Source organism: Amycolatopsis sp. NPDC049159, from assembly GCF_040648295.1.
GTDB lineage: Bacteria > Actinomycetota > Actinomycetes > Mycobacteriales > Pseudonocardiaceae > Amycolatopsis > Amycolatopsis pretoriensis_A.
In genome coordinates this window covers 231435-250769 of the sequence record NZ_JBEZDL010000012.1, presented here as the reverse complement: position 1 = coordinate 250769, position 19335 = coordinate 231435, and the positions used below count along the sequence as shown (strand labels likewise).

Annotated in this window: 24 protein-coding genes; 14 read left to right on the top strand and 10 right to left on the bottom strand. The window is 71.1% G+C overall.

Annotated features, from left to right (window positions below; all coding sequences use genetic code 11):
- The first annotated feature begins 23 nt into the window (after positions 1-23).
- The gene (locus AB0B33_RS23680) at positions 24-1250 is read left to right on the top strand and encodes a cytochrome P450 (RefSeq protein WP_360775349.1); all 1227 of its coding nucleotides are present in this window, start codon (positions 24-26) and stop codon (positions 1248-1250) included.
- Here AB0B33_RS23680 and AB0B33_RS23675 read toward each other — a convergent pair.
- From AB0B33_RS23675 to AB0B33_RS23665, 3 genes are read right to left on the bottom strand one after another with little or no spacing between them, the layout of a single operon-like run.
- A complete protein-coding gene (locus AB0B33_RS23675; protein ID WP_360775346.1) occupies positions 1234-2625 on the bottom strand; it encodes an alpha/beta fold hydrolase in 1392 nt (463 codons plus the stop codon). The two genes, AB0B33_RS23680 and AB0B33_RS23675, sit on opposite strands and share 17 nt — an antisense overlap.
- A 54-nt stretch (positions 2626-2679) precedes the next feature.
- Positions 2680-3318, bottom strand: coding sequence for a pyridoxal 5'-phosphate synthase (locus tag AB0B33_RS23670; RefSeq protein WP_360775343.1), 639 nt, complete (start codon positions 3316-3318; stop codon positions 2680-2682).
- A gap of 1 nt (position 3319) precedes the next feature.
- A complete protein-coding gene (locus AB0B33_RS23665; RefSeq protein WP_360775340.1) occupies positions 3320-4006 on the bottom strand; it encodes a hypothetical protein in 687 nt (228 codons plus the stop codon).
- Positions 4007-4122: 116 nt separating this feature from the next.
- Between AB0B33_RS23665 and AB0B33_RS23660 the strand changes: the two genes are divergently transcribed.
- Both AB0B33_RS23660 and AB0B33_RS23655 read left to right on the top strand, forming a co-directional pair.
- Positions 4123-4650, top strand: coding sequence for a DUF2020 domain-containing protein (locus AB0B33_RS23660; protein ID WP_247016201.1), 528 nt, complete (start codon positions 4123-4125; stop codon positions 4648-4650).
- A gap of 147 nt (positions 4651-4797) precedes the next feature.
- Positions 4798-5250 carry a hypothetical protein gene (locus tag AB0B33_RS23655; RefSeq protein ID WP_247016199.1) on the top strand — a complete coding sequence of 151 codons (453 nt, stop codon included), beginning with the start codon at positions 4798-4800 and terminating at the stop codon, positions 5248-5250.
- 63 nt (positions 5251-5313) lie between these two features.
- Here AB0B33_RS23655 and AB0B33_RS23650 read toward each other — a convergent pair whose 3' ends face one another.
- Positions 5314-5850: a hypothetical protein gene (locus tag AB0B33_RS23650; protein WP_360775336.1), complete on the bottom strand. Its 537-nt coding sequence runs from the start codon at positions 5848-5850 to the stop codon at positions 5314-5316.
- Between the two features lie 89 nt (positions 5851-5939).
- On the opposite strand from AB0B33_RS23650, the gene AB0B33_RS23645 reads away from it, so the two are divergent.
- The gene (locus AB0B33_RS23645; protein ID WP_247016195.1) at positions 5940-6458 is read left to right on the top strand and encodes a peptidylprolyl isomerase; all 519 of its coding nucleotides are present in this window, start codon (positions 5940-5942) and stop codon (positions 6456-6458) included.
- Positions 6459-6655: 197 nt separating this feature from the next.
- Entirely contained in the window at positions 6656-7453 is a 798-nt protein-coding gene (locus AB0B33_RS23640) for a rhomboid family intramembrane serine protease (RefSeq protein ID WP_247016193.1), read from the top strand.
- On the opposite strand, the gene AB0B33_RS23635 is transcribed toward AB0B33_RS23640, so the two are convergent.
- Positions 7450-7827: a PH domain-containing protein gene (locus AB0B33_RS23635; RefSeq protein WP_360775331.1), complete on the bottom strand. Its 378-nt coding sequence runs from the start codon at positions 7825-7827 to the stop codon at positions 7450-7452. The genes AB0B33_RS23640 and AB0B33_RS23635 overlap by 4 nt on opposite strands.
- A gap of 112 nt (positions 7828-7939) precedes the next feature.
- Complete coding sequence (crgA, locus tag AB0B33_RS23630) at positions 7940-8206, bottom strand: cell division protein CrgA (protein ID WP_360775328.1); 267 nt, start codon at positions 8204-8206, stop codon at positions 7940-7942.
- 192 nt (positions 8207-8398) lie between these two features.
- Between crgA and AB0B33_RS23625 the strand changes: the two genes are divergently transcribed.
- Genes AB0B33_RS23625 through AB0B33_RS23610 form a run of 4 tightly spaced genes read left to right on the top strand, consistent with a single transcriptional unit; the run spans position 8399 to position 10933 of the window.
- Positions 8399-9472 (top strand): class E sortase, encoded by a 1074-nt coding sequence (locus AB0B33_RS23625; RefSeq protein ID WP_360775480.1) that lies wholly within the window; start codon positions 8399-8401, stop codon positions 9470-9472.
- Positions 9472-9627 (top strand): hypothetical protein, encoded by a 156-nt coding sequence (locus AB0B33_RS23620; protein WP_125309437.1) that lies wholly within the window; start codon positions 9472-9474, stop codon positions 9625-9627. The genes AB0B33_RS23625 and AB0B33_RS23620 overlap by 1 nt, the downstream gene beginning before the upstream one ends.
- A gap of 29 nt (positions 9628-9656) precedes the next feature.
- Entirely contained in the window at positions 9657-9947 is a 291-nt protein-coding gene (locus tag AB0B33_RS23615; RefSeq protein ID WP_360775325.1) for a hypothetical protein, read from the top strand.
- The gene (locus tag AB0B33_RS23610) at positions 9944-10933 is read left to right on the top strand and encodes an LLM class flavin-dependent oxidoreductase (protein WP_247016187.1); all 990 of its coding nucleotides are present in this window, start codon (positions 9944-9946) and stop codon (positions 10931-10933) included. The genes AB0B33_RS23615 and AB0B33_RS23610 overlap by 4 nt, the downstream gene beginning before the upstream one ends.
- Here the strand turns inward: AB0B33_RS23610 and AB0B33_RS23605 are convergent.
- The 3 genes from AB0B33_RS23605 to AB0B33_RS23595 form a co-directional block, all read right to left on the bottom strand.
- Positions 10902-11294 (bottom strand): SCO5389 family protein, encoded by a 393-nt coding sequence (locus tag AB0B33_RS23605; protein WP_247016185.1) that lies wholly within the window; start codon positions 11292-11294, stop codon positions 10902-10904. The two genes, AB0B33_RS23610 and AB0B33_RS23605, sit on opposite strands and share 32 nt — an antisense overlap.
- A 100-nt stretch (positions 11295-11394) precedes the next feature.
- The gene (locus tag AB0B33_RS23600) at positions 11395-12129 is read right to left on the bottom strand and encodes an ABC transporter permease (RefSeq protein ID WP_247016183.1); all 735 of its coding nucleotides are present in this window, start codon (positions 12127-12129) and stop codon (positions 11395-11397) included.
- Entirely contained in the window at positions 12126-12839 is a 714-nt protein-coding gene (locus AB0B33_RS23595) for an ABC transporter ATP-binding protein (RefSeq protein ID WP_360775320.1), read from the bottom strand. Before AB0B33_RS23595 ends, AB0B33_RS23600 begins: the two co-directional genes overlap by 4 nt.
- 170 nt (positions 12840-13009) lie before the next feature.
- Between AB0B33_RS23595 and AB0B33_RS23590 the strand changes: the two genes are divergently transcribed.
- Complete coding sequence (locus AB0B33_RS23590; protein WP_360775317.1) at positions 13010-14830, top strand: histidine kinase; 1821 nt, start codon at positions 13010-13012, stop codon at positions 14828-14830.
- The gene (locus AB0B33_RS23585) at positions 14770-15429 is read left to right on the top strand and encodes a response regulator transcription factor (RefSeq protein WP_360775314.1); all 660 of its coding nucleotides are present in this window, start codon (positions 14770-14772) and stop codon (positions 15427-15429) included. Before AB0B33_RS23590 ends, AB0B33_RS23585 begins: the two co-directional genes overlap by 61 nt.
- Here the strand turns inward: AB0B33_RS23585 and AB0B33_RS23580 are convergent.
- The gene (locus AB0B33_RS23580; RefSeq protein WP_360775478.1) at positions 15426-16745 is read right to left on the bottom strand and encodes an FAD-dependent oxidoreductase; all 1320 of its coding nucleotides are present in this window, start codon (positions 16743-16745) and stop codon (positions 15426-15428) included. The genes AB0B33_RS23585 and AB0B33_RS23580 overlap by 4 nt on opposite strands.
- A gap of 450 nt (positions 16746-17195) precedes the next feature.
- On the opposite strand from AB0B33_RS23580, the gene AB0B33_RS23575 reads away from it, so the two are divergent.
- From AB0B33_RS23575 to AB0B33_RS23565, 3 genes are read left to right on the top strand one after another with little or no spacing between them, the layout of a single operon-like run.
- Complete coding sequence (locus AB0B33_RS23575) at positions 17196-17840, top strand: aminodeoxychorismate/anthranilate synthase component II (RefSeq protein ID WP_360775311.1); 645 nt, start codon at positions 17196-17198, stop codon at positions 17838-17840.
- A complete protein-coding gene (locus tag AB0B33_RS23570) occupies positions 17837-18628 on the top strand; it encodes an ABC transporter ATP-binding protein (RefSeq protein ID WP_360775308.1) in 792 nt (263 codons plus the stop codon). Before AB0B33_RS23575 ends, AB0B33_RS23570 begins: the two co-directional genes overlap by 4 nt.
- Positions 18616-19257, top strand: a complete 642-nt coding sequence (locus tag AB0B33_RS23565; RefSeq protein ID WP_360775305.1) for a hypothetical protein — start codon at positions 18616-18618, stop codon at positions 19255-19257. Before AB0B33_RS23570 ends, AB0B33_RS23565 begins: the two co-directional genes overlap by 13 nt.
- Positions 19258-19335: the final 78 nt, after the last annotated feature.

Genomic DNA, 19335 nt, shown 5'->3' with positions numbered 1-19335 from the left:
CAACCACCACGAAAGGAAATCCGATGAGCCAGAAGGTCGACGTCCCGCACGGTCTGCCCATGGAGCGCGACGCGGGCCCCTTCGACCCGCCGAGCGGGATCAGCCGGCTGCGCGACGCGCGCCCGGTCAGCCCGCTCGTGTTCCCCGACGGGCACGAGGGCTGGCTCGTCACCGGCTACGAAGAGGTCCGGCAGCTGATGGCCGACACGCGGTTCAGCTCGCGGCTGGACCTCGACGTCATCCACGTGCCGTACGAGACGGGCATGCCCGCCGCGACGGAGCCGTCCCCGCAGCTGCCGGGCATGTTCATCGCAATGGACCCGCCGGACCACGGCCGGCTGCGGCGCAAGCTCACCGGCGCCTTCACCGTCAAGCGGATGAAGACGCTGGAGGACCACATCGTCGACATCGTCGAGCGGCAGCTGGACCACCTCGCACAGCTGACGCCGCCGATCGACCTGGTGAAGGAGTTCGCGCTCCCGGTGCCGTCGCTGGTGATCTGCGAACTGCTCGGCGTGCCGTACGAGGACCGCGAAAGCTTCCAGGCCGACTCGGCGCAGTTCATGGTCCGCGACCAGCCGCTCGAGACGAAGATGGGCGCGTACATCGCGCTGAACACGTACCTCACCGAGCTGGTCACGAGCAAGCGCGCCGAGCCCGGCGACGACATCCTGTCCGACCTGGCCCGCCACGAGGACCTGACCGTCGAGGAGCTGACCGGCGCCGCGTTCCTGCTGCTGCTCGCCGGCCACGAGACGACCGCGAACATGCTGTCGCTGGGCACTTTTGCGCTCCTGGAGCACCCGGAGCAGGCCGCCGAGGTTCGTGCGAACCCGGACCTGCTGCCGGGCGCGGTCGAGGAACTCCTGCGCTACCTGTCGGTGGCCGACATCTTCTTCCGCTACGCCACCGAAGACCTGGAGCTGGGCGGCGAAACGATCCCGCGGGGGTCGACGGTCGTGGTTTCGCTGCTGGCCGCCAACCACGACCCCCGCCGCTTCGAAAACCCGGACACCCTCGACGTCCACCGCAACGCCCGCGGCCTCCTCTCCTTCGGCCACGGCGTCCACCAGTGCCTCGGCCAGCAGCTGGCCCGCATCGAGATGCGCGCCGGCTTCGAGGCCCTGCTGCGGCGCTTCCCGACGCTGGCGCTCGCGGTGCCCGCGGGGGAGGTGAAGCTGAGGACGGACATGAACATCTACGGCGTCCACGAGCTGCCGGTCACCTGGACGGCTACCGCAGGAAGCTGATCACCGCGTCCCGGCCCGCGTGGCCGCGCTCGCGGTTCTGGATCGAGTGGGACTCGCCCGGGACGATCACCAGCTGACCACGCGGAGCCTGCGCCGCTTCCTCCCGAGCCCACTCCAGTGGCGTCGACAGGTCGCGGTCGCCGTTCACCAGCAGCACCGGGACGTTCGGCAGCCGGCCGGCCGGGTTCGAAGCGGGGCGCTCGGCCGGCCACGGGAGGCAGCTCTGGATGAAGCCCTGCTGCGTAGCCACTTCCGTCGTGTACGGCCAGGTCGCGCGAGCCGGCAGCGTGCGGGCGGCCAGCGATAGCAGTGGTTGGCGCAGTGACACCGGCGTCGCCGCGGAGCCCCACGGGAAGCGCTGGTCCGCGCACAGCGTCGCCGCGTGGAGGCCGGCGCTGAACGATGCCGGGTCGTCGCCGCCGGACTTGTACGCCTCCAGCAGGCCGTCCAGGTCAGCCGGGGCGCCCGCGCGGGCCTCGTGGACGGCGCCGACGAGGTCGCCCGCCGCCGCGTTGCGGTACGTCGGGTCGACGAACTCGTACGTGACGACCAGGTCGAAGATCCGCACGCCGTCGGCCGGACTGCGGTGGCGGACCACCCACGCCAGGTCGTCGGCCGGGTCGTAGCCGCACGCGGGAGCTACCGCGCACGCCGCTCGCAGCACCCGCGCTTCGGCCGTCAGCCCCGTCAGGTACAGCGAGGCCGATGCCGAAGCGTGGTGCGGCAGCACCGAATCGAGGACGACCTTGCTGACGTTGCCCGGGTGCGCGAGCGCGTACCGGGCCGCCGTGAAGGAGCCGTACGAGACGCCGTCGACCACCATCTTCGGCACGTCGAGCGCGCGCCGGAGCTGGTCGAAGTCCGCGACCGTCTGGTCGGTCGAGTACAGCGGTGCCGTGTCGCCGAGGATGTGTGCGCATTCGAGCACCGCGTCGCGGGAAGGCGTCGCGATGTCCGAGCTGCCCATCTGCGCCTGCAGCCCGGGGCACTTCAGCGCGCCGGACGGGCCGGTGCCGCGCTGGTCGAGCATGACGAACCGGTAGTCCTTCGCGACTTCCGGCAGCCGCTGCTTCGCGATCCGCGTGATGGTGCCGACGCCACCCTGGCCGGGGCCGCCGGTCAGGAACAGCAGGACGCCCTTGGGCGCGTCGGCGTTGTCGGCGGTCGCCACGGCGAGGTCGAGCGTGCCCGGCACGCGGCCGGTGTGGTCGAGCGGCACGGTCAACGTCGAGCAGGTGAAACCCGGTTGGCCCGGGCACGGGTGCGGATCCGTCAGCTTCGGTCGTCCCCCAGGACGCGCGTCGGCCGAGGCCACACCCCCGAGTGCGGCGGTCAGCGCCAGGACGAGCCCGGCGGTCAGGAGCTTCGAACGCATGGGTGCATCATGCGCACAGCCGCCCGGGCCGCGGCTACCCCCGATCAGGGCTTCTCAGGGCCAGAGGCGTTCGCGGACCCAGCCGCCGCCGGTCTTGCGGTACCGCAACCGGACGTGCCGGCGGTCGTGGCTCGCCTGCCAGAACTCGACGACGTCCGGGTCCACGAAGTACCGCGTCCACGTTTCCGGGGCGGTGCCGGGGTTTTCCTCGACCCAGCGCTCCGCTTCCGCGGCCGCGGCGACGAGGTCCGCCGGGTCGGCCAGCACCTGGGACTGGCGCCCGATGAACGCCTCGACGCGGGACGCCGGCGGCCGGGCGAGGAAGTCCTCCGCCGAAACTTCGGGCGCGGCCGGGGAAACCGGCCCGCGCAGCCGGACCTGGCGGCCGCGGCCGGGCCAGAAGAACGTCAGCGCGGCCCGCGGGTCCTTGCTCAGCTGCAGGCCCTTCGGGCTTTCGGAGCTGGTCGCGACCGCCCAGCCGGCCGGGCCGACGTCCTTGAGGATCACGACGCGGGCGTCGGGCGCACCATCGGCGTCCACTGTGGACAGTGTGACGGCGTGCGGCGCGAGCACGTGCTCGCCGGCTTCGGTCAGCCAGTCCAGGAACAGCGCCCGCGGGTCCGGCGGCGCCGTTTCCGGCGTGAACACAGGGAGTTCTTCGGGGAACGACGGCCACCCGCGCAGCTGCACCATGTCAACGACCGTACGGCTGGTGCCCCGGCGGCGGGTAGACGGGCGGCTGGGGACCGCCCGGGCCGACGGCCGGCGGGGGCGGCACCTGCGGCATCGGCGCCTGCTGCTGCCAGCCCGGCGGCGGCTGCTGCGCGGGCGGTTGCTGCTGGACCGGTGGTTGCTGCTGCTGGTGCTGGGCCTGCTGCCACTGCACCTGCTGGTAGACCTCGGCGGGCTGCGGGAAGCAGTACGTCAGCTTGGCGTTGACCGAACCCTGCACCGCGGCGCCCCAGAACTTCCCGCCGACGAACGCGAACATCTGCCCGGCCGAGAGGTCCACCGCGACCATCCGCGTCTCGCCGCCGAACTGGTTGCCCGACTTCGCGGACGCGGCCTGAGCGGCGTCCGGGTACACGCGCTGGCCGACCAGCCCGGCGATGACCACCGACGCCGCGGTCCAGCCCATGGTGCCGATGAGGTTCGCGCGAGCGTGCTGCGTGGCGCGGCCGGTGAAGTCGTACAGCGCCGCGGCGCTGACCTCGGGCACGGCCGCGGCGATGACGCAGTAGTTCATCGTCGAGAGCATCACCGACTCGGTGAACAGGCCGACGACGGCCGTCGCGGGCCCGATCTGCACGGAGTTCAGCCGGCCGCCCGAGCGCTGGATGCGCTCGGCCACCGCGCCGAGGTACTGCTCGGGGGTGAGCACGCCGGACCTCCTCGGGTCGTGAACCGGACCACTCGCCGCCATCGTCGCACGCCTCGGCGTCCCGGCGTCTTCAGCCAGCGGTTTTCACACACGCCGCATGGTTGACTGTGCGCGCTATGCGACGACTCGTACTTCTCGCGCCCGCCGCGGTCCTCCTGGCCGGCTGCGGCCCCGCCATCGTGTCCGGCACCGCGACGCCCAGTTCGCCGTCCGCCTCCTCCGCCGCGGCCGCCGGGCTGCCGCCGGAGCCGCAACCCGGTGCGACCGAGGACTGCCCGTACCTCGGCAGCGAATTCGTGGCCGACTCGAACGGCCAGCACGTGTCGAAGGTGCGCGTGTCCGCCGACCAGCCCCACCCGGCGTGCTTCTTCTATCGCCCGGACGGGAAGGTCCAGCTCACCGTCCGGGTGTACGTCGGGGACGCGAAAACGGCGACGGCGCTGGTCAACCAAGCGGCGCCGGTGGACTCGTCGAACCCGGCGAGCGACCCTTCCGGCTGGAAGGGCGGCTATTTGTCCACCGACGACGGCGCTGTCTACGCTGTCGCCAAGGGCTCCGCGGCGGTCATCGCGACCACGAACCAGAAGCAAAGCGTGAAGGCACGCACAGTGGTCAAGAAGGCTATCGCTGCCCTGAAGCTCTAGGTAGCGGGCTCCACACGGGTGAGTGATGTTGATCTTGTATTACCCTGTGCGTCACGCGCAGGCTTCGTGGACTCGCGCACCGCAGCCACCGGGGCATCCCCACCCCGGGGCGGGGCACCAACTCTGCAACGACAAAGGACAAGATTCGTGGCTGACACCCTCAAGGAAATCCTGCTCGACTCCAGCCGTCGCCCGGCGGTCGTGACCGACTTCGAGACCCTCGTCGACGCCGAGGTCTCGGACAAGGGCGGCGTTTCGGGTGCCGTTGTGAAGACCGGCTTCGCGGCCGTCAAGAAGATCAAGCCGGGCATCATCCCCTCGGCCGTCGACACCCTGCTCCCCGACTTCGTGGTCGCGCTCGAGCCGTTCTACGGCGACTACCGCGCCAAGGGTGGCAACGACTTCGGCGCCTACCTGACCAGCCGCTCGGACGAGGCTTCCGACGCGCTGCTGAGCGTCACCGACTCGCGCGCGGAGCGCAGCAGCCGTGACAGCATCAAGAAGGTCTACGGCAAGCTGCGCCCGAACGGCAAGAAGAACGTCGAGGAGGCGCTGCCGCGGCTCGGCGCGCTGGTCGACAAGCACGCCGCCAACGCGTGAGCTAGCTCGGAGCACGACTGAAGAGGCCCCCGGTGCACCCCCGGGGGCCTCTTCGCGTCGCTATCAGTTCTTCTTTTCGGCGGGCGCCGCGGAGGGCGCCTTGCCGTTCGCCTGCGGGGTCGGCTTCGCCGCTTCGGCGGGCTTCGGCGCGGGCGGGGTGGCCTTCGGCGGCGCGGGCGCGACCGGCGGCTCCTGCTTCGAACGGAGGGCGTAGGCGGCGCCGGCGCCGACCACGACCAGGCCGAGCAGCCACGGCCACTTGCGACGGCTGCGGGTGCCCTTCGCGGCCGACTTGGCCTCGGTCACGGCAGCGTAGAAGTCCTTCTTCGCCGCCTTGAAGTCCTTCTTGCCGCGGCGCTTCGAGTCGCCGGCCGCTTTCGCGGCCTTGATGGCGGCCTTCTTCGCCTTGCGACCCGGCTTGCGCAGCTCGGACAGGCGCGCGAGCGCCTCCTGGCGAGCGGCCTTCGAGCTCTTCTTGAGCTCCTTGCGGGTCAGTTCCGTCTTCTTCGCGAGCTTCTTCTGCGCGCGCCGCCCCTGCTTGACACCCTCGGTGACGAGTTTGTCGGCGGTCTCGACGGCCTGGGCTGTCGCCCGGGACATGGGCTTCACCTCATCATTCGTTTTGACACTGCTCTGTTACCCGTAACCTATCGTGCCCCTTTTCCGCGCCGCCCGCCGCAGATGGCACGATGAGTCTCGTGAAAGCTACGCTGCACACCAACCAGGGTGACATCCACCTGAACCTGCTCCCCGACCACGCGCCGAAGACGGTCGCGAACTTCGTCGGGCTCGCGGAAGGCACCAAGGAGTACACCCAGCCCAACGCGGCGGGCACGAACTCCGGGCCCTTCTACGACGGTTCGATCTTCCACCGGGTCATCGACGGCTTCATGCTGCAGGGCGGCGACCCGACCGGCACCGGCCGCGGCGGCCCCGGCTACAAGTTCGGCGACGAGTTCCACCCGGAGCTGCAGTTCAGCAAGCCGTACCTGCTGGCCATGGCGAACGCCGGGCCGGGCACCAACGGCTCGCAGTTCTTCATCACCGTGGCGCCGACCGCCCACCTGAACTTCCGCCACACGATCTTCGGCGAGGTGGCCGACCAGGAGTCGCGCAACGTCGTCGACGCGATCGCGCGCACCGCGACCGGCCCGGCGGACCGCCCGCTGACCGACGTCGTGATCGAGAAGGTCACCGTCGAGCACTGACGGCTGACTCGGCGAGGTTTCGGTAGGTTGGTCACATCGTGAACCAACCGCCGAACCCCGCCGCCGAACAAGCCGCGCTCCCCGGGTGCTGGTGGCACCCGAACCGCCCGACCGGATTGAGCTGTTCCCGGTGCGGGCGTCCGGCGTGCCCGGATTGTCTCCGCGAAGCGCCCGTCGGCTTCCAGTGCACCGACTGCGTGCACGCCGGGGGCCAGCAGCAGCGCCGTCAGCACCGCGAACACCAGGAAGCCGGCTTCGGCCAGCGGACGGTCTTCGGTGCGCGCCTGTCGAAGTCCGTGCTCGTCACCCAGGTCATCCTCGCGGTGAACGTCCTGGTCTACCTCTTCACGGCGTTCCAGGCGCAGAGCCTCAACGACAACGACACCTCGGCCGTCTTCCAGCGCGGCAGCCTCTACGTCGCCGCGACCCTGGGCAACGACGAGTGGTGGCGGGTCCTGACCAACGGGTTCCTGCACTACGGGCTCATCCACATCGCGGTGAACTCGTTCTCGCTGTGGATGATGGGCCGGGCCCTGGAGCAGGTGTGCGGCCGCGGCCGCTACCTCGCCCTCTACTTCACCTCGATGCTCGGCGCGTCCGCCGCCGTCCTGATCTTCGACCAGAACGGTCCGCCGACGGTCGGCGCGTCCGGCGCGCTGTTCGGCCTGATGGGCGCCTACGCGGTGCTCGTGCTGAAGCTGCGGCTGAACCCGACCGGGCTGATCATCACCCTCGCCCTGAACGCCTTCATCACGTTCGGCATCCCGGGCATCTCGATCTGGGCCCACGTCGGCGGCCTGGTGACCGGGGCGGTGGTCACCGTCGCGCTGCTCTACGCCCCGCAGGAGGGCCAGGCGCGCTGGCAGGCCATCGGCATCGCGATCATCGTGGTCGCCATCGTCGGCCTGCTGGCCTACCAAGCCACCCGGTTCGGGACGGCGACCTGCGGTTTCCTCCCGTACCGCGGCGTCCAGACCTACGTCTGCGCGGCCTAGCCGCGCGCACGCAGCGTGCTGAGGACGTCCAGGACGTCCCGCGGGTCCTCGCCGAGGTCCAGCCACCCGAAGACGTAGAGCTGCTCGTCGTGCTCGAGCTCAAGGGTGACGCCGTCACGGCCCAGCCGGCGCGTGGTGCGCAGCCGGGTGCGGGTCTGCGCCCACGGCAGCCGGTGCGTGCCACCCAGCGTGCGGGCCACCAAGCCCTCGGCATCGGCCGCCAGCCGCGGCCGGACGAGCGTGGCGTGGGTCGCGAACGCGCCGACGGCCACGGCCGCCAGCACGAACAGCACCAGCCCACCGCGGTCGCCCGACAGCGCGTCGACAACCACGCCGGCCAGCAGCAGTGCCGTGACCGCCCAAGCCGATACCACAACGGCCTGCCGGGGCGCCCATGAGGTGGGGTAGTTATCCACAGGGGTTATCCACACTGGGGATGAGTCACACCGGTGTAATTCGGCGTCAAGCCGCCGTTCGGAGTAATAATCAACGCCAGCGCATGGTCATCAGCAGACCCGCGATCATCAGCGCGAAACCGCCGGCGAAGTTCCAGTTGCCCAGATCGGCCATCCAGGAAATCTTGTCACCGGCGATGTAGTTCACCAGCAGCCACACCAGGCCCACGAGCATCAGCCCGAACATGGGGATCTTCCAGGCGAGGCCGGTCGGGCCGACGGCCCGCACCTTCACCGGCGTGCGCCGGTCGGCAGGCGGGGTGTAAGCGGTCTTCTTGCGGACCTTGGACTTGGGCATCGTGTGTTCCTCGCGGTGCTCTTCGGGCTCGTCTGGTGGCGATGTCCCGCTGAGGGTGCGCAACCAGCGCCACGTGCACACGTTAACGTAAACGACCGCAGGAAAGCAGCGGCCGGAGTGGTCGGATTTTCCCGCACCGTGACAACGGCGTCACCCAGGGTTCGGCGCGGCTTGAGAGGAGCTTGCGTGGAGATGCGCGAAGGACCGGATGACGACCGGCGCAGACACCCAGGACAGCGGCCGGTGCCGCCGCGTCGTCCGGCCACGCCCCCTCGCGGCCAGGTGCCGCCCCGGCCGCCCCAGCGCGGGCCGCAGGGGCAGCAGCCGCCCCGGCGTTCGTCCGCCCCGGCGCCCCGCCGGTACGCGAGCCCGCCGCCGGCGGGTGCGAACGAGGAGACCATCGTCTTCGCCCCGGTCGGGAAGGGCGGCGCCGCGACCAAGGAGAAGCCCGCCCCGGCCCCGCTGGGCAAGGGCGGCGTCGCGATCCGGACGGCCGGCGAAGTCCTCATCACGCTGGGCCTGGTCGTGCTGCTGTTCATGGTCTACGAGCTGTACGTGACCGACCTGTTCTCGGCGGGCAAGCAGTCCGAGGCGAGCGACCAGCTCGACGGCGAGTGGGCGCACGACCGGACGCTGCACCCCGAGCTGATCGACGGCAAGGCGTTCGCCCGGATCCACATCCCGACGTTCGGCGTCGACTACAACTTCACCATCCAGGAAGGCACCGACGAGACCGCGCTCGAGGTCGGCCCGGGCCACTACAAGGGCACGTCGCTGCCCGGCGAGCCCGGCAACTTCGCCGTGGCCGGCCACCGCGTCGGCAAAGGTGCCCCGTTCAACGACCTGGACAACCTCTCGTCTTGTGACCAGATCGTGATCGAGACCTCGACCGACTTCTACATCTACAAGGTCCTGCCCTATGACGACGAGATCGAGAACTGGGCGGGCACCAAGGGCGCCGACCCGAAGTGCAAGGGCGTCTCGACGCTGCGCGACCCCAACGCCGAAGACGGCGGGGCGTACAGCGAGACGTTCGGCCGCAAGGTCGTGCTGCCCAGCCAGGGCACCGCGGTGAACCCGGTCCCGTACAAGGACGCCGAGACGCTCCCGAAGGCCCAGCAGGCGGCGCTGCTCACGCTCACGACGTGCCACCCGCAGTTCTCCGCCCGCGAGCGGCTCATCATCACGTCGGTGCTGACCCAGCAGGTGCCGAAGAACCAGGTCAAGGACTACGGCGACCTGCTTTCGAAGATCGGGGAGGCCTGATGTACGCCTGGCTCTGGCGGAAGTTCCCCGGCCCCTTCGCGGTCAAGCTGACGATCGCGGTGGTCCTCGTGCTCGGCGTGGTCGCGCTGCTGATGTTCGTGATCTTCCCGTGGCTGGAGCCGCGGCTGTGGTTCAACGAGGTCGCGGTCAACTGAAGACGCGGCGGAAGGACCGGGACGACCTCGTGCTGAGCCTGTACCAGCGCGAAGGGCACGGGCCGCCGCCCGGCGTCGAACACCACCTCGCCGAGATGCCGGACGGGCCGTTGAGCGAGGCGCAGATCGCCGGCGCCGAGCGGTTCGCGGTGCTGGCCGCCGAGGCCGTGCGCGCGGGCCGGCCGACGTTCGCGCGCTGCCACGCCGGGCTCAACCGGTCGGGACTGGTCGTCGCGCAGGCGCTGCACAACGAGCTGTTCGTGCAGCACCTCGAGAGCGGGCGGCCGACCGCGCGCCTGCTGGTCGGGCTCGGCCCTTGAGGTTCGGGGTCTTCCTGGTCAGCGGCCGGTTCCCCGGGCAACGCGACTCCGACGTCCTGCGCCGGTCCGTCCGCGCGGCCGAGCTGGCCGAAGAAGCCGGCTTCGACGACGTCTGGTTCGCCGAGCACCACTTCGTTCCCTACGGCGTCTGCCCGTCCGCCATCACGCTGGCCGCGCACGTGCTCGGGCGGACGTCGCGGATCGGCGTCGGGACCGCGGTGAGCGTCCTGTCGACGACGCACCCGGTGGCGCTGGCCGAGCAGTGGGCCCTGCTCGACGCCGTCTCCGGCGGCCGGCTGCGGCTCGGCGTGGGGCGCGGTGGCCCCTGGCAGGACCTCGAAGTCTTCGGCACCGGGCTGGACCGCTACGAGACCGGCTTCGAGGAGACCCTCGACGTCTTCCTCCGCGCCACCACCGGCCGGGCGCACGCCGGGGGCCGGCACTTCGCGTTCCGGGAGGTGCCCGTCGTGCCGTCGCCGGAGCGGCGGCCGGACGTCGTCGTGGCCTGCGGCGGGCCGAAGTCGGACGCCGTGCGCCAGGCCGCGGACCGGAACCTGCCGCTGCTGCTCGGGCTGCACGCCGACGACGAGGAGAAGGCGGCCACCGTCGCGGCCTACGGGAAGCCGGCGGACCACGTCTCGACCGTGCTCTGCCAGGTCGGCGACGAAGCCGTCGTCCGCGAAGCGCTCCCCGCGTGGCTGAAGGACGGTTTGGGGGCGCACGTCACGGTCGACGGGCGGCCGGGGCCGTCGCGGGACCCGCGGGAGTACACCGAACGGCTCTGCGCGATCCACCCCGTGGGGACCGCGGACCACTGCGTGCGGACCCTGGGAACGAGCCTCCGGCGCACCGGCGTCTCCCACGTGCTGATGCTCGTGGAAGCGTCGGGTACGCCGGAGGGGACCTACGCGAACATCACGCGGATCGGCACCGAGGTGCTGCCCGCGCTGCGGGCTAGCAGTCCCGCAGTTCCGGGCTCTGGTTGAGCAGCTGGCCGCGCGGCGAGACGAACGCGCGGTAGCGGTCACCGTCCACTTCGGTCTTCTTGAACACGGCGACCCGGTGGCAGTTCTGGAACGCGAGCTTGACGCCGAAGTGCCGCTCGAGGCCGCCGCGGATCGCGTCCGAGGCCAGCGCCCGCAGCAGCTGCCCGCGGGCGACCTCGCTCGGCGGGGGAGTCTCGTTGTCGGCGAAGCCGTCCGCGGCGCCCTCGGCGTCGGCGATGACGCCGGTGATGACTTCCCAGGCGTACGGCAGGGATTCCTTGACGCAGGTGACGAACTCGGCGTCGGTGACCTCCCCGCGCTCGGCCTTCTCCAGCAGCGCGGGTGACACGTCCAGGGACATCGAACCTCCAGTTTGAGCAGGGCCACCCTCTTGGCTACCGGCCGGGTGGCCTGGCCACAAGAGAAAACGATGATCATCACCAATATGGCGGAAGGCCTGGTCACTCCCAGCGGAAGAGCTTCGCCGCCAGCGCGGTCCCGGCCACCGCGAAGGCGGCGAGCACGACCAGTTGCAGCGGCTGCACCCCGGTGCCGACCCAGGCGTCCTGCAGCGGCTGCGAACCCGGCGGCACGTAGTCGCCGATCCGGCGGACGACCTCCGGCAGCAGCGGCCGCGGCAGGTACACGCCGCCGAAGAACATCGTCGGCAGGAACGCGACCATCGCGACGCCGTTCGCGGCCTTCGAAGTGCGGGCGACCGCGGCCGCGACCAGGCCCAGCGCGAACATCGAGACGACGCCGAGCAGCAGCGTCAGCGCGAACGAGAGCGGGTGCTTCGGCAGCGGGACGTCGTAGACGGCGTTGCCCAGCCCCAGCACCAGCGCGATGCCCGCGAGCGCGACCACGACGTGGATGAGCAGCTGCGCGCCCAGCAGGTTCGCCGGGTGCACCGGCGTCGTGGCCAGCCGGCGCAGCACCCCTTGCTCGCGGTAGGCGGTGACCGCGGCGGGGATCGACTGCAGCGCGAGCATCGCGAGGCTCACGACGATCAGTGACGGCACCCACGCGTCGATGAACCGGAACCCGCCGGTCTTTTCGCTGGGTTCGGTCATGCCGGGGATGGCGCCGATCGCGAGCAGCAGGATCGACGGCAGCAGGACGCCCGCGACCGCCATGAACGGCGAGCGGAGGAAGAGCTTCGTTTCGGTGGTGGTGATCTTGGCGAAGGTGTTCACAGCGCACTCCTGGTCAGCGAGACGAAAGCGTCGTCCAAAGTGGACGCGTTGACGGATTGGCGGAGCTCGGCCGGGGTGCCCGTGGCGACCACGCGCCCGGCGTCGAAGATCGCGACGCGGTCGCAGAGGCGCTCGGCTTCGTCCATGAAGTGGGTGACGAGCAGGACCGTGACGCCGGTGTCGCGCACGCCCTCGACCAGCTGCCAGGTTTCGCGGCGGGCGTGCGGGTCGAGCCCGGTGGTGAGCTCGTCGAGGATCGCCAGCTCGGGGCGGCCGACGAGGGCCAGCGCGATCGACACGCGCTGCTTCTGGCCGCCGGAGAGCTTTCCGAACGCGCTGCGGGCGTGGTCGCGCAGGTCGAGCTGGTCGAGCAGGACGTCGATGTCCGCCGGGTCCGGGTAGAAGGAGGCGAACAGCTCCAGCGCCTCGCGCACCCGCAGCTTCGCGGGCAGCTGGCTTTCCTGCAGCTGGACGCCGACGCGGCGGGTCAGCGCCGCGCGGTCGGTCGCCGGGTCGAGGCCGAGCACGGAGAGCGTGCCGCCGTCGGCCCGACGCAGGCCCTGGAGGCATTCGACGGTGGTGGTCTTCCCGGCGCCGTTCGTGCCGAGGATGCCGAAGATTTCGCCGCGCTCGACGGTGAACGAAACGCCGTCGACCGCGACCCGGGTGCCGTAGCGCTTGCGGAGTTCGGTGACTTCGATGAGGGGCATGCCGACAAAGCTACGAATCGGCCTGCCTGCGCGGAATGACGCTGAAACCCCAGCTCAGGTAGCGTTTTGCTGAAGCGGGGGTGGGGCTGGGCCCACCCCGTTCGTGGGGCTTCGCGGATCGCGGCCGCGATGGCGGTCCGGCGAAGATTCCGGGGGAAGGAGGTGCCGGGATGACGTACCCGCGTGCCCTCGGCCGGGCGCTGGCGCTGGCCGCGCGTTCGCTGCTGAGCTGGTTCGACGTGCTGGTCGAGCTGATCGCGTTCGCGCTGCTCTGCGCCGGGCTGGTGTTCTTCCTCGGCCCCGCGGTCGAATGGGCCCGCGGCCGCTCGACGACGGCCCGGGCGCTGGCCGGGCGCTGGTGCGGCGTCGAGGTCGAAGCGCCGTACCAGCCCGAGCCGCCGGAGCCCGTGCGCGAGCGCGACGGCTGGTACCGCGACGGGAACACGCTCTACAAGCGGGCGTTCTGGATCCGCTGGCAGCACCGGCTCACCTGGGCGCTGGAGGACCCGGCGGCCGAGCGCGAGTTCGCGTGGCAGCTGGTGAACCCGCTGGTCACGCTGTTCCTCCCGGTCGCCGTGCTGGTCGGCGGGCCGTCGGTGCTGCGCGGCTACGGCCGGTGGACGCGCTGGTGGCTCGGCCCGCGGCCGGTGGTCGAACGCCGCGGGAACCGGCTGCAGCGGCACCTGGAATCGCTGGGGCACCAGATCGGCATCCTCGTGCTTTCCCTGGTGCAGTTCGTCTTTTCGGCGTGGCAGCTGGTCGTCATCGCCGTTGCCACGCCGGTGGCGGCCCCCGTCGTGCTGTGGAGCCGGACCATCACCGACACGCTGCGCCGCGAAACCGGGAACTGGACCGGGGTGCGGATCGCCCGCCCGTACCTGCCGCCGCCCGGCCTGCCGGTGCCGCGACCGGACGGGCTCTACCAGGTCGGCAAGCAGCTCTACGACGAGCCGTTCTGGCCGGTGCAGCACGCCCGCAGGCGGTGGATCCTGCGCGACCGGGCCACCTGGCGCGACCTCGCCGGCGGCGGCCTGATCCCGCTCGTCTCGCTGGCGCTGACCCTGCCGACGGTCGCGTTGCTCGGCTGGGGGCTCGTCGGCCTGGTGACGCTGTGGGGGTGGCGGCCGTTCGTGAGCTCCCCGGTCCGCTGGCTGGTCCTGCCCGAGGTGTCGACGCACCTGGGTGCGCTCGCGCAGACCCCGCTGGCGCTGGCGATGATCGTCGCCGGCCTGGTCCCGACCACCTGGCTCGCCCGCCAGCAGGCCCGCTTCGTCAAGGTGTGGCTCGGGCCGACCGAGTCGTCCCGGCTCGCCCGGCGCGTCGAACGGCTCAAGCAGACGCGCACCGACGTCACGGTCGCGCAGGCGGCGGAGCTGCGCCGGATCGAGCGCGACCTGCACGACGGCATCCAGTCCCGGCTGGTCGCGATGGGCATGAAGCTCGGCGCGGTCGAGGCGCTGGTGGACGCCGACCCGGCCGCGGCGAAACGGCTCGCGGCCGAGCTGCGCGCGTCGTCGTCGGAGGCGCTCACCGAGCTGCGGGTGCTGATCCGCGGCATCCACCCGCCGGTGCTCTCCGAACGCGGGCTGCTGGACGCCATCCGCGCGCTGGCACTGGACAGCCCGCTGAAGGTGCCGGTCACCGGCTCGCTGCCGGACCGGCTCGAGGAGCCGGCGGAGGCGTGCGCGTACTTCACCGTGTCGGAGCTGCTCGGCAACGCGGCGAAGCACGGCGCGAAACGGGCGTCGATCGAGGTTTCCTTCGACGAGGACCTGCTGACGCTGGTGGTGACCGACGAAGGCCCGGGCGGCGCGAACCCGGCCCGCGGGTCGGGACTCCGCGGAATCGAACGCAGGCTGGGCGCCTTCGACGGTAGGTTGACGCTGACCAGCCCGATCGGCGGGCCGACCAGGGCGACCGTGGAGCTCCCGTGTCAGATCTACCCAGAACCGTCGTCGCCGAGGACCAGTACCTCCTCCGAGACGGTCTGACGCACCTCCTGGCGGCGCACGGCTTCGACGTCGTCGCGGCGGTCGGCAGCGGTCCCGAACTGGCGGACGCGCTGCGGGAACACCGGCCCGAGGTGTCCATTGTGGACGTCCGGATGCCGCCGACGAACACCGACGAAGGCCTCCAGGTCGCGCTGGCCGCCCGCCGCGAGGTCCCGGGACTGCCGATCCTCGTGCTGTCCCAGCACGTCGAGCAGCTGTACGCACGCGAACTGCTGGCCGACGGCACGGGCGCGATCGGCTACCTGTTGAAGGACCGAGTGTTCAACGCTGACCAGTTCATCGACGCGGTCCGCCGGGTCGCCGCCGGCGGCACGGTGATGGATCCCGAGGTGATCGCGAAACTGGTGGCGGGCAACGCCACCGACCCGCTGGCCGCGTTGACGGCCCGCGAACGCGAGGTGCTCGGCCTGATGGCCGAAGGCTGCTCGAACGCGGCGATCGCGGCGAAGCTGCACTTCAGCGAAGGGGCGGTCGGCAAGCACACGGCGAACATCTTCGCGAAGCTCGAGATCACGGCTTCGGACGACACGAACCGCCGCGTGCTGGCCGTTCTCGCCTACCTCGGCGCGGACGCCTAGCCGCGCGAAACCCGCGTCATCTCCTCGCGCTCGACGACCTTGATCCGCTCCCGGCCCGCCGCCGAACCGAGCGACTTCTCGTGCGCGTCCAAGCGGCCCCAGCCGTCCCACGTCGTGAACGGGATCCCGCGCGCGGCCAGGAAGTCCAGGATCGCGTCGGGCGAGGAGAACTTCGGCGCCGTCAACGTGTCCGCGTCCGCCAGCAGGCTCGCGACGGTCTCCGCCGCGTCGCCCTTCGTGTGGCCGATCAGGCCGACCGGGCCGCGCTTGATCCAGCCCGTCACGTACACGCCGGGGAGCTGGTTTTCGTCCAGGTCCAGCACACGGCCGGCCTGGTTCGGGACGACACCCGCCGAGTGGTCGAACGGGATCTCCGGCAGGTGCGAGGACAGGTAGCCGACCGCGCGGTAGACCGCCTGGACGTCCCAGTCGTGGAATTCGCCGGTGCCGCGGACGTTCCCGTCGCCGGTGAGCTCGGTGCGTTCGGTGCGCAGCCCGGTGACGCGGCCGGCGGTGCCGACGATCTCCGCGGGGGAGTGGAAGAAGTGCAGGTGCAGCCGCCGCGGCCGGGTACCGGGCTCGCGGATCGCCCACTCCTGCAACGTCTTCACGACCATGTCGATCTGCTTCGACGCCCGCAGCGCCGCGATGCTGCCCTCGTCGAACTCGATGTCCTCGGGGTACACGATGACCTCGACGTTCGGCGAGTGGTCGAGCTCGCGCAGCTCCAGCGGCGTGAACTTCGCCTGCGCCGGCCCGCGGCGGCCGAACACGTGCACGTCGGTCACCGGGCTGGCCTTGAGGCCCTGGTAGACGTTCTCCGGGATGTCCGTGGTCAGCAGCTCGTCCGCCGTCTTCGCCAGGACGCGCGCGACGTCGAGAGCGACGTTGCCGACGCCGAGGACCGCGACCGAAGACGCCGTCAGCGGCCAGGTCCGCGGCACGTCCGGGTGCCCGTCGTACCAGGACACGAAGTCGGCGGCGCCGTAGCTGCCGTCGAGGTCGGCGCCCGGGATGTCGAGCGCGCGGTCGGCCGACGCACCGGTCGAGAAGATCACCGCGTCGTAGAACTCGCGCAGCTCGTCGAGCTTGATGTCGGTGCCGTAGTCGATGTTGCCCAGCAGCCGGACGTTCGGCTTCGACAGCACCTTCTCCAGCGCGGTCACGATGCCCTTGATGCGCGGGTGGTCGGGGGCGACGCCGTAGCGGATCAGCCCGAACGGCGCCGGCATGCGCTCGAACAGGTCGATCTGCACATCGGCGTCGGACTTGTCGAGGATGTCGGCGGCGTAGATCCCGGCGGGACCGGCGCCCACCACGGCTACGCGAAGAGTTCGGCTCACACGTTCCACCGTAAGTTAGGGTCACCTAACTTGGAATGTGATCTCGCGTACGGTCCACCTGGTGGGAGGGGCCGGGTTGCGCAGTGTCGTGGGCAAGTCATGCCTCACCGGGTCGAAATGGCTTGGCATGCTGTTGTCCGACGTTTCCGGCGTGGGTTGTTCGTGGCGTCGCAGTGATGATTCCGGGCGCCGACCCACGACCCGGCGCGGTTCGAACATCGTTCGCTGGTACCACGGCATCACCCTCACCCGCGGGGCCGACGCCTGGACGCCGATCGCCTCCGGCGACTGCCTGTCCTTCGCGGAAAAGGGTGCGGGCGTCGGCGAGTCCGCCGGGAACGGCAGCGACGACCCGGCCCGCTTTTGGTCGAACGGAAATTGCACCGGGATCACCGGCCGTGGGGAGCCGGTAAGCTCGGCGCCATGCGCGTCCTCGTCGTCGACAACTACGACAGCTTCGTCTACAACCTGGTCCAGTACCTGGCCCAGCTCGGCGCCGACTGCACGGTCTGGCGCAACGACGTCGTGGACCTCGACCGCGTGCCCGAGTTCGACGCCGTGCTGGTCTCGCCCGGCCCCGGGACGCCCGAACGCGCTGGTCAGAGCATGGACGTCGTCCGCAAGTGCGCCGAGACGCGCACGCCGATGCTCGGTGTCTGCCTCGGGCACCAGGCGCTCGGCGTCGTCTACGGCGCCACCGTCGACCGCGCGCCCGAGCTGCTCCACGGCAAGACGAGCCAGGTGCGCCACACCGGCGCCGGCATCCTCAAGGACCTGCCGGCGGAGTTCACGGCCACCCGGTACCACTCGCTGACCGTGCTGCCCGAGACGATCGCGGAAGACGTCTTCGAGGTCACCGGGCGCACCGAGTCCGGCATCGTGATGGGCATGCGCCACCGCGAGCTGCCGCTGGAAGGCGTGCAGTTCCACCCGGAGTCCGTGCTCACCGAGGGCGGCCACCGGATGCTGGCGAACTGGCTGGCCACGGCCGGGCACCCCGTCGACCCGGTCCGGGTGGACGAACTCGAGCGCGCGACCCAGGCGCTCCAGAAGGCCGCTGTTGCGTGATCCGGCTCGAGGGGGTCGGCAAGCGGTACGGGCGAGGTGACTTCGTTCTCCGCGACGTCGACCTGAGCGTCGAGCCCGGGCACGTCGTCGGCGTCCTCGGCAGCAACGGCTCCGGGAAGTCGACGCTGCTGCGGATCATGGCCGGTGTCTCGCACCCGACCACCGGCTCCCTCACCGGCACCCCGCGGATCGGCTACCTGCCGGACCGCTTCCCGGCCGGTCAGCGGATGGGCGCGCGGGCGTACCTGCGGCATATGGCCCGCATCCACGGGCTCACCGACCTCTCGATGATCGACCCGCTGCTCGAGCGGCTCGCGCTGGTCGGCGGCCCGGCCGCGCCGCTGCGCACGCTGTCCAAGGGCAACGCGCAGAAGGTCGGGCTCGCCCAGGCCGTCATGGTGCGCCCCGACCTGCTGGTCCTCGACGAGCCGTGGTCCGGGCTCGACGTCGGCACGCACGCGATCCTCGGCGAGCTCGTCGCCGAGACGCGGGCGCGCGGGGCGAGCGTCGTGTTCACCGACCACCGCCCGCAGGTCGTGCACGACCACGCCGACGTCGTCCACCTCATCGACGAAGGCAGGCTCACGGCGGAAAGCACCGAGCCGACCACCCGGATCGTCCTGCGCGGCGGCGGTACCGGCTGGGCTGGCGAGCCCGGCGTCCGGCACGCCGTCGTCGAAGGCGCGCAGGTGGTGCTCACCGTCGAGGTCGCCGCGGTGGACGCGGTGCTGCTGCGGGCGTTGAAGGACGGCTGGTCGGTGCGGGAGGTGGCGCCGTGCTCGCCATGACCCGCTACTACTTCGTGCTGCTCGGCCATTCTCAGCGGTACCTGCCCGCGCTCCTGGCCTACCTCGCGCTCTGCGTGATCCTCTACGCCGACCCGAATTCGCCGCCGCTGCCGCTGTTCGGCGTGAGCGCCGGCGGCTTGCTGGTCGTCTCGTGCTGGCTGACGATCGCCCTGCTCGACATCGAAGACCCGGTCCAGCGCCTGGTGACCCTCAGCCACGCCCGCCAGTGGCGGCGGATGATCACCGGCGCGGTGCTCGCGGTGCTGGCGTGTTCGCTCGTCCTCACGGTGATCACCGAGGTGTGGTCGGCGCTCAAGTCGTTCAAGGTCCAGCCGTCCGCGCTGGGCATCGGGCTGCTCGCCCACCTCGCGTGCGCGCTGCTGGGCATCGCGATCGCCCTCCCGTGCTCGCGGTTGCTCGTGGACCGGATCGGCTGGACGGTGCTCGCCGCCGTCATCACGCTGGTCGTCGTGCTGCTGGCGAAGATCCCGCTGGTCCACCCGCTGCTGCACGCCCTGACCGACGAAGAACCGGTGGCCGGCCCGCTGGCGCTCGCGCTCGGGACGTCGGTGGTCCTGCTGGCCGCCAGCTTCTCCGGCGTCTCGGCTCTCGTTCGCCGCCGCTCGTGATGGCAACTTGCAGAATTCAATTTCCGCACCGGGCTTCCTGTGGGAGCCCGCGGCCGACTAAGGTTCGGGGCCTCTCCG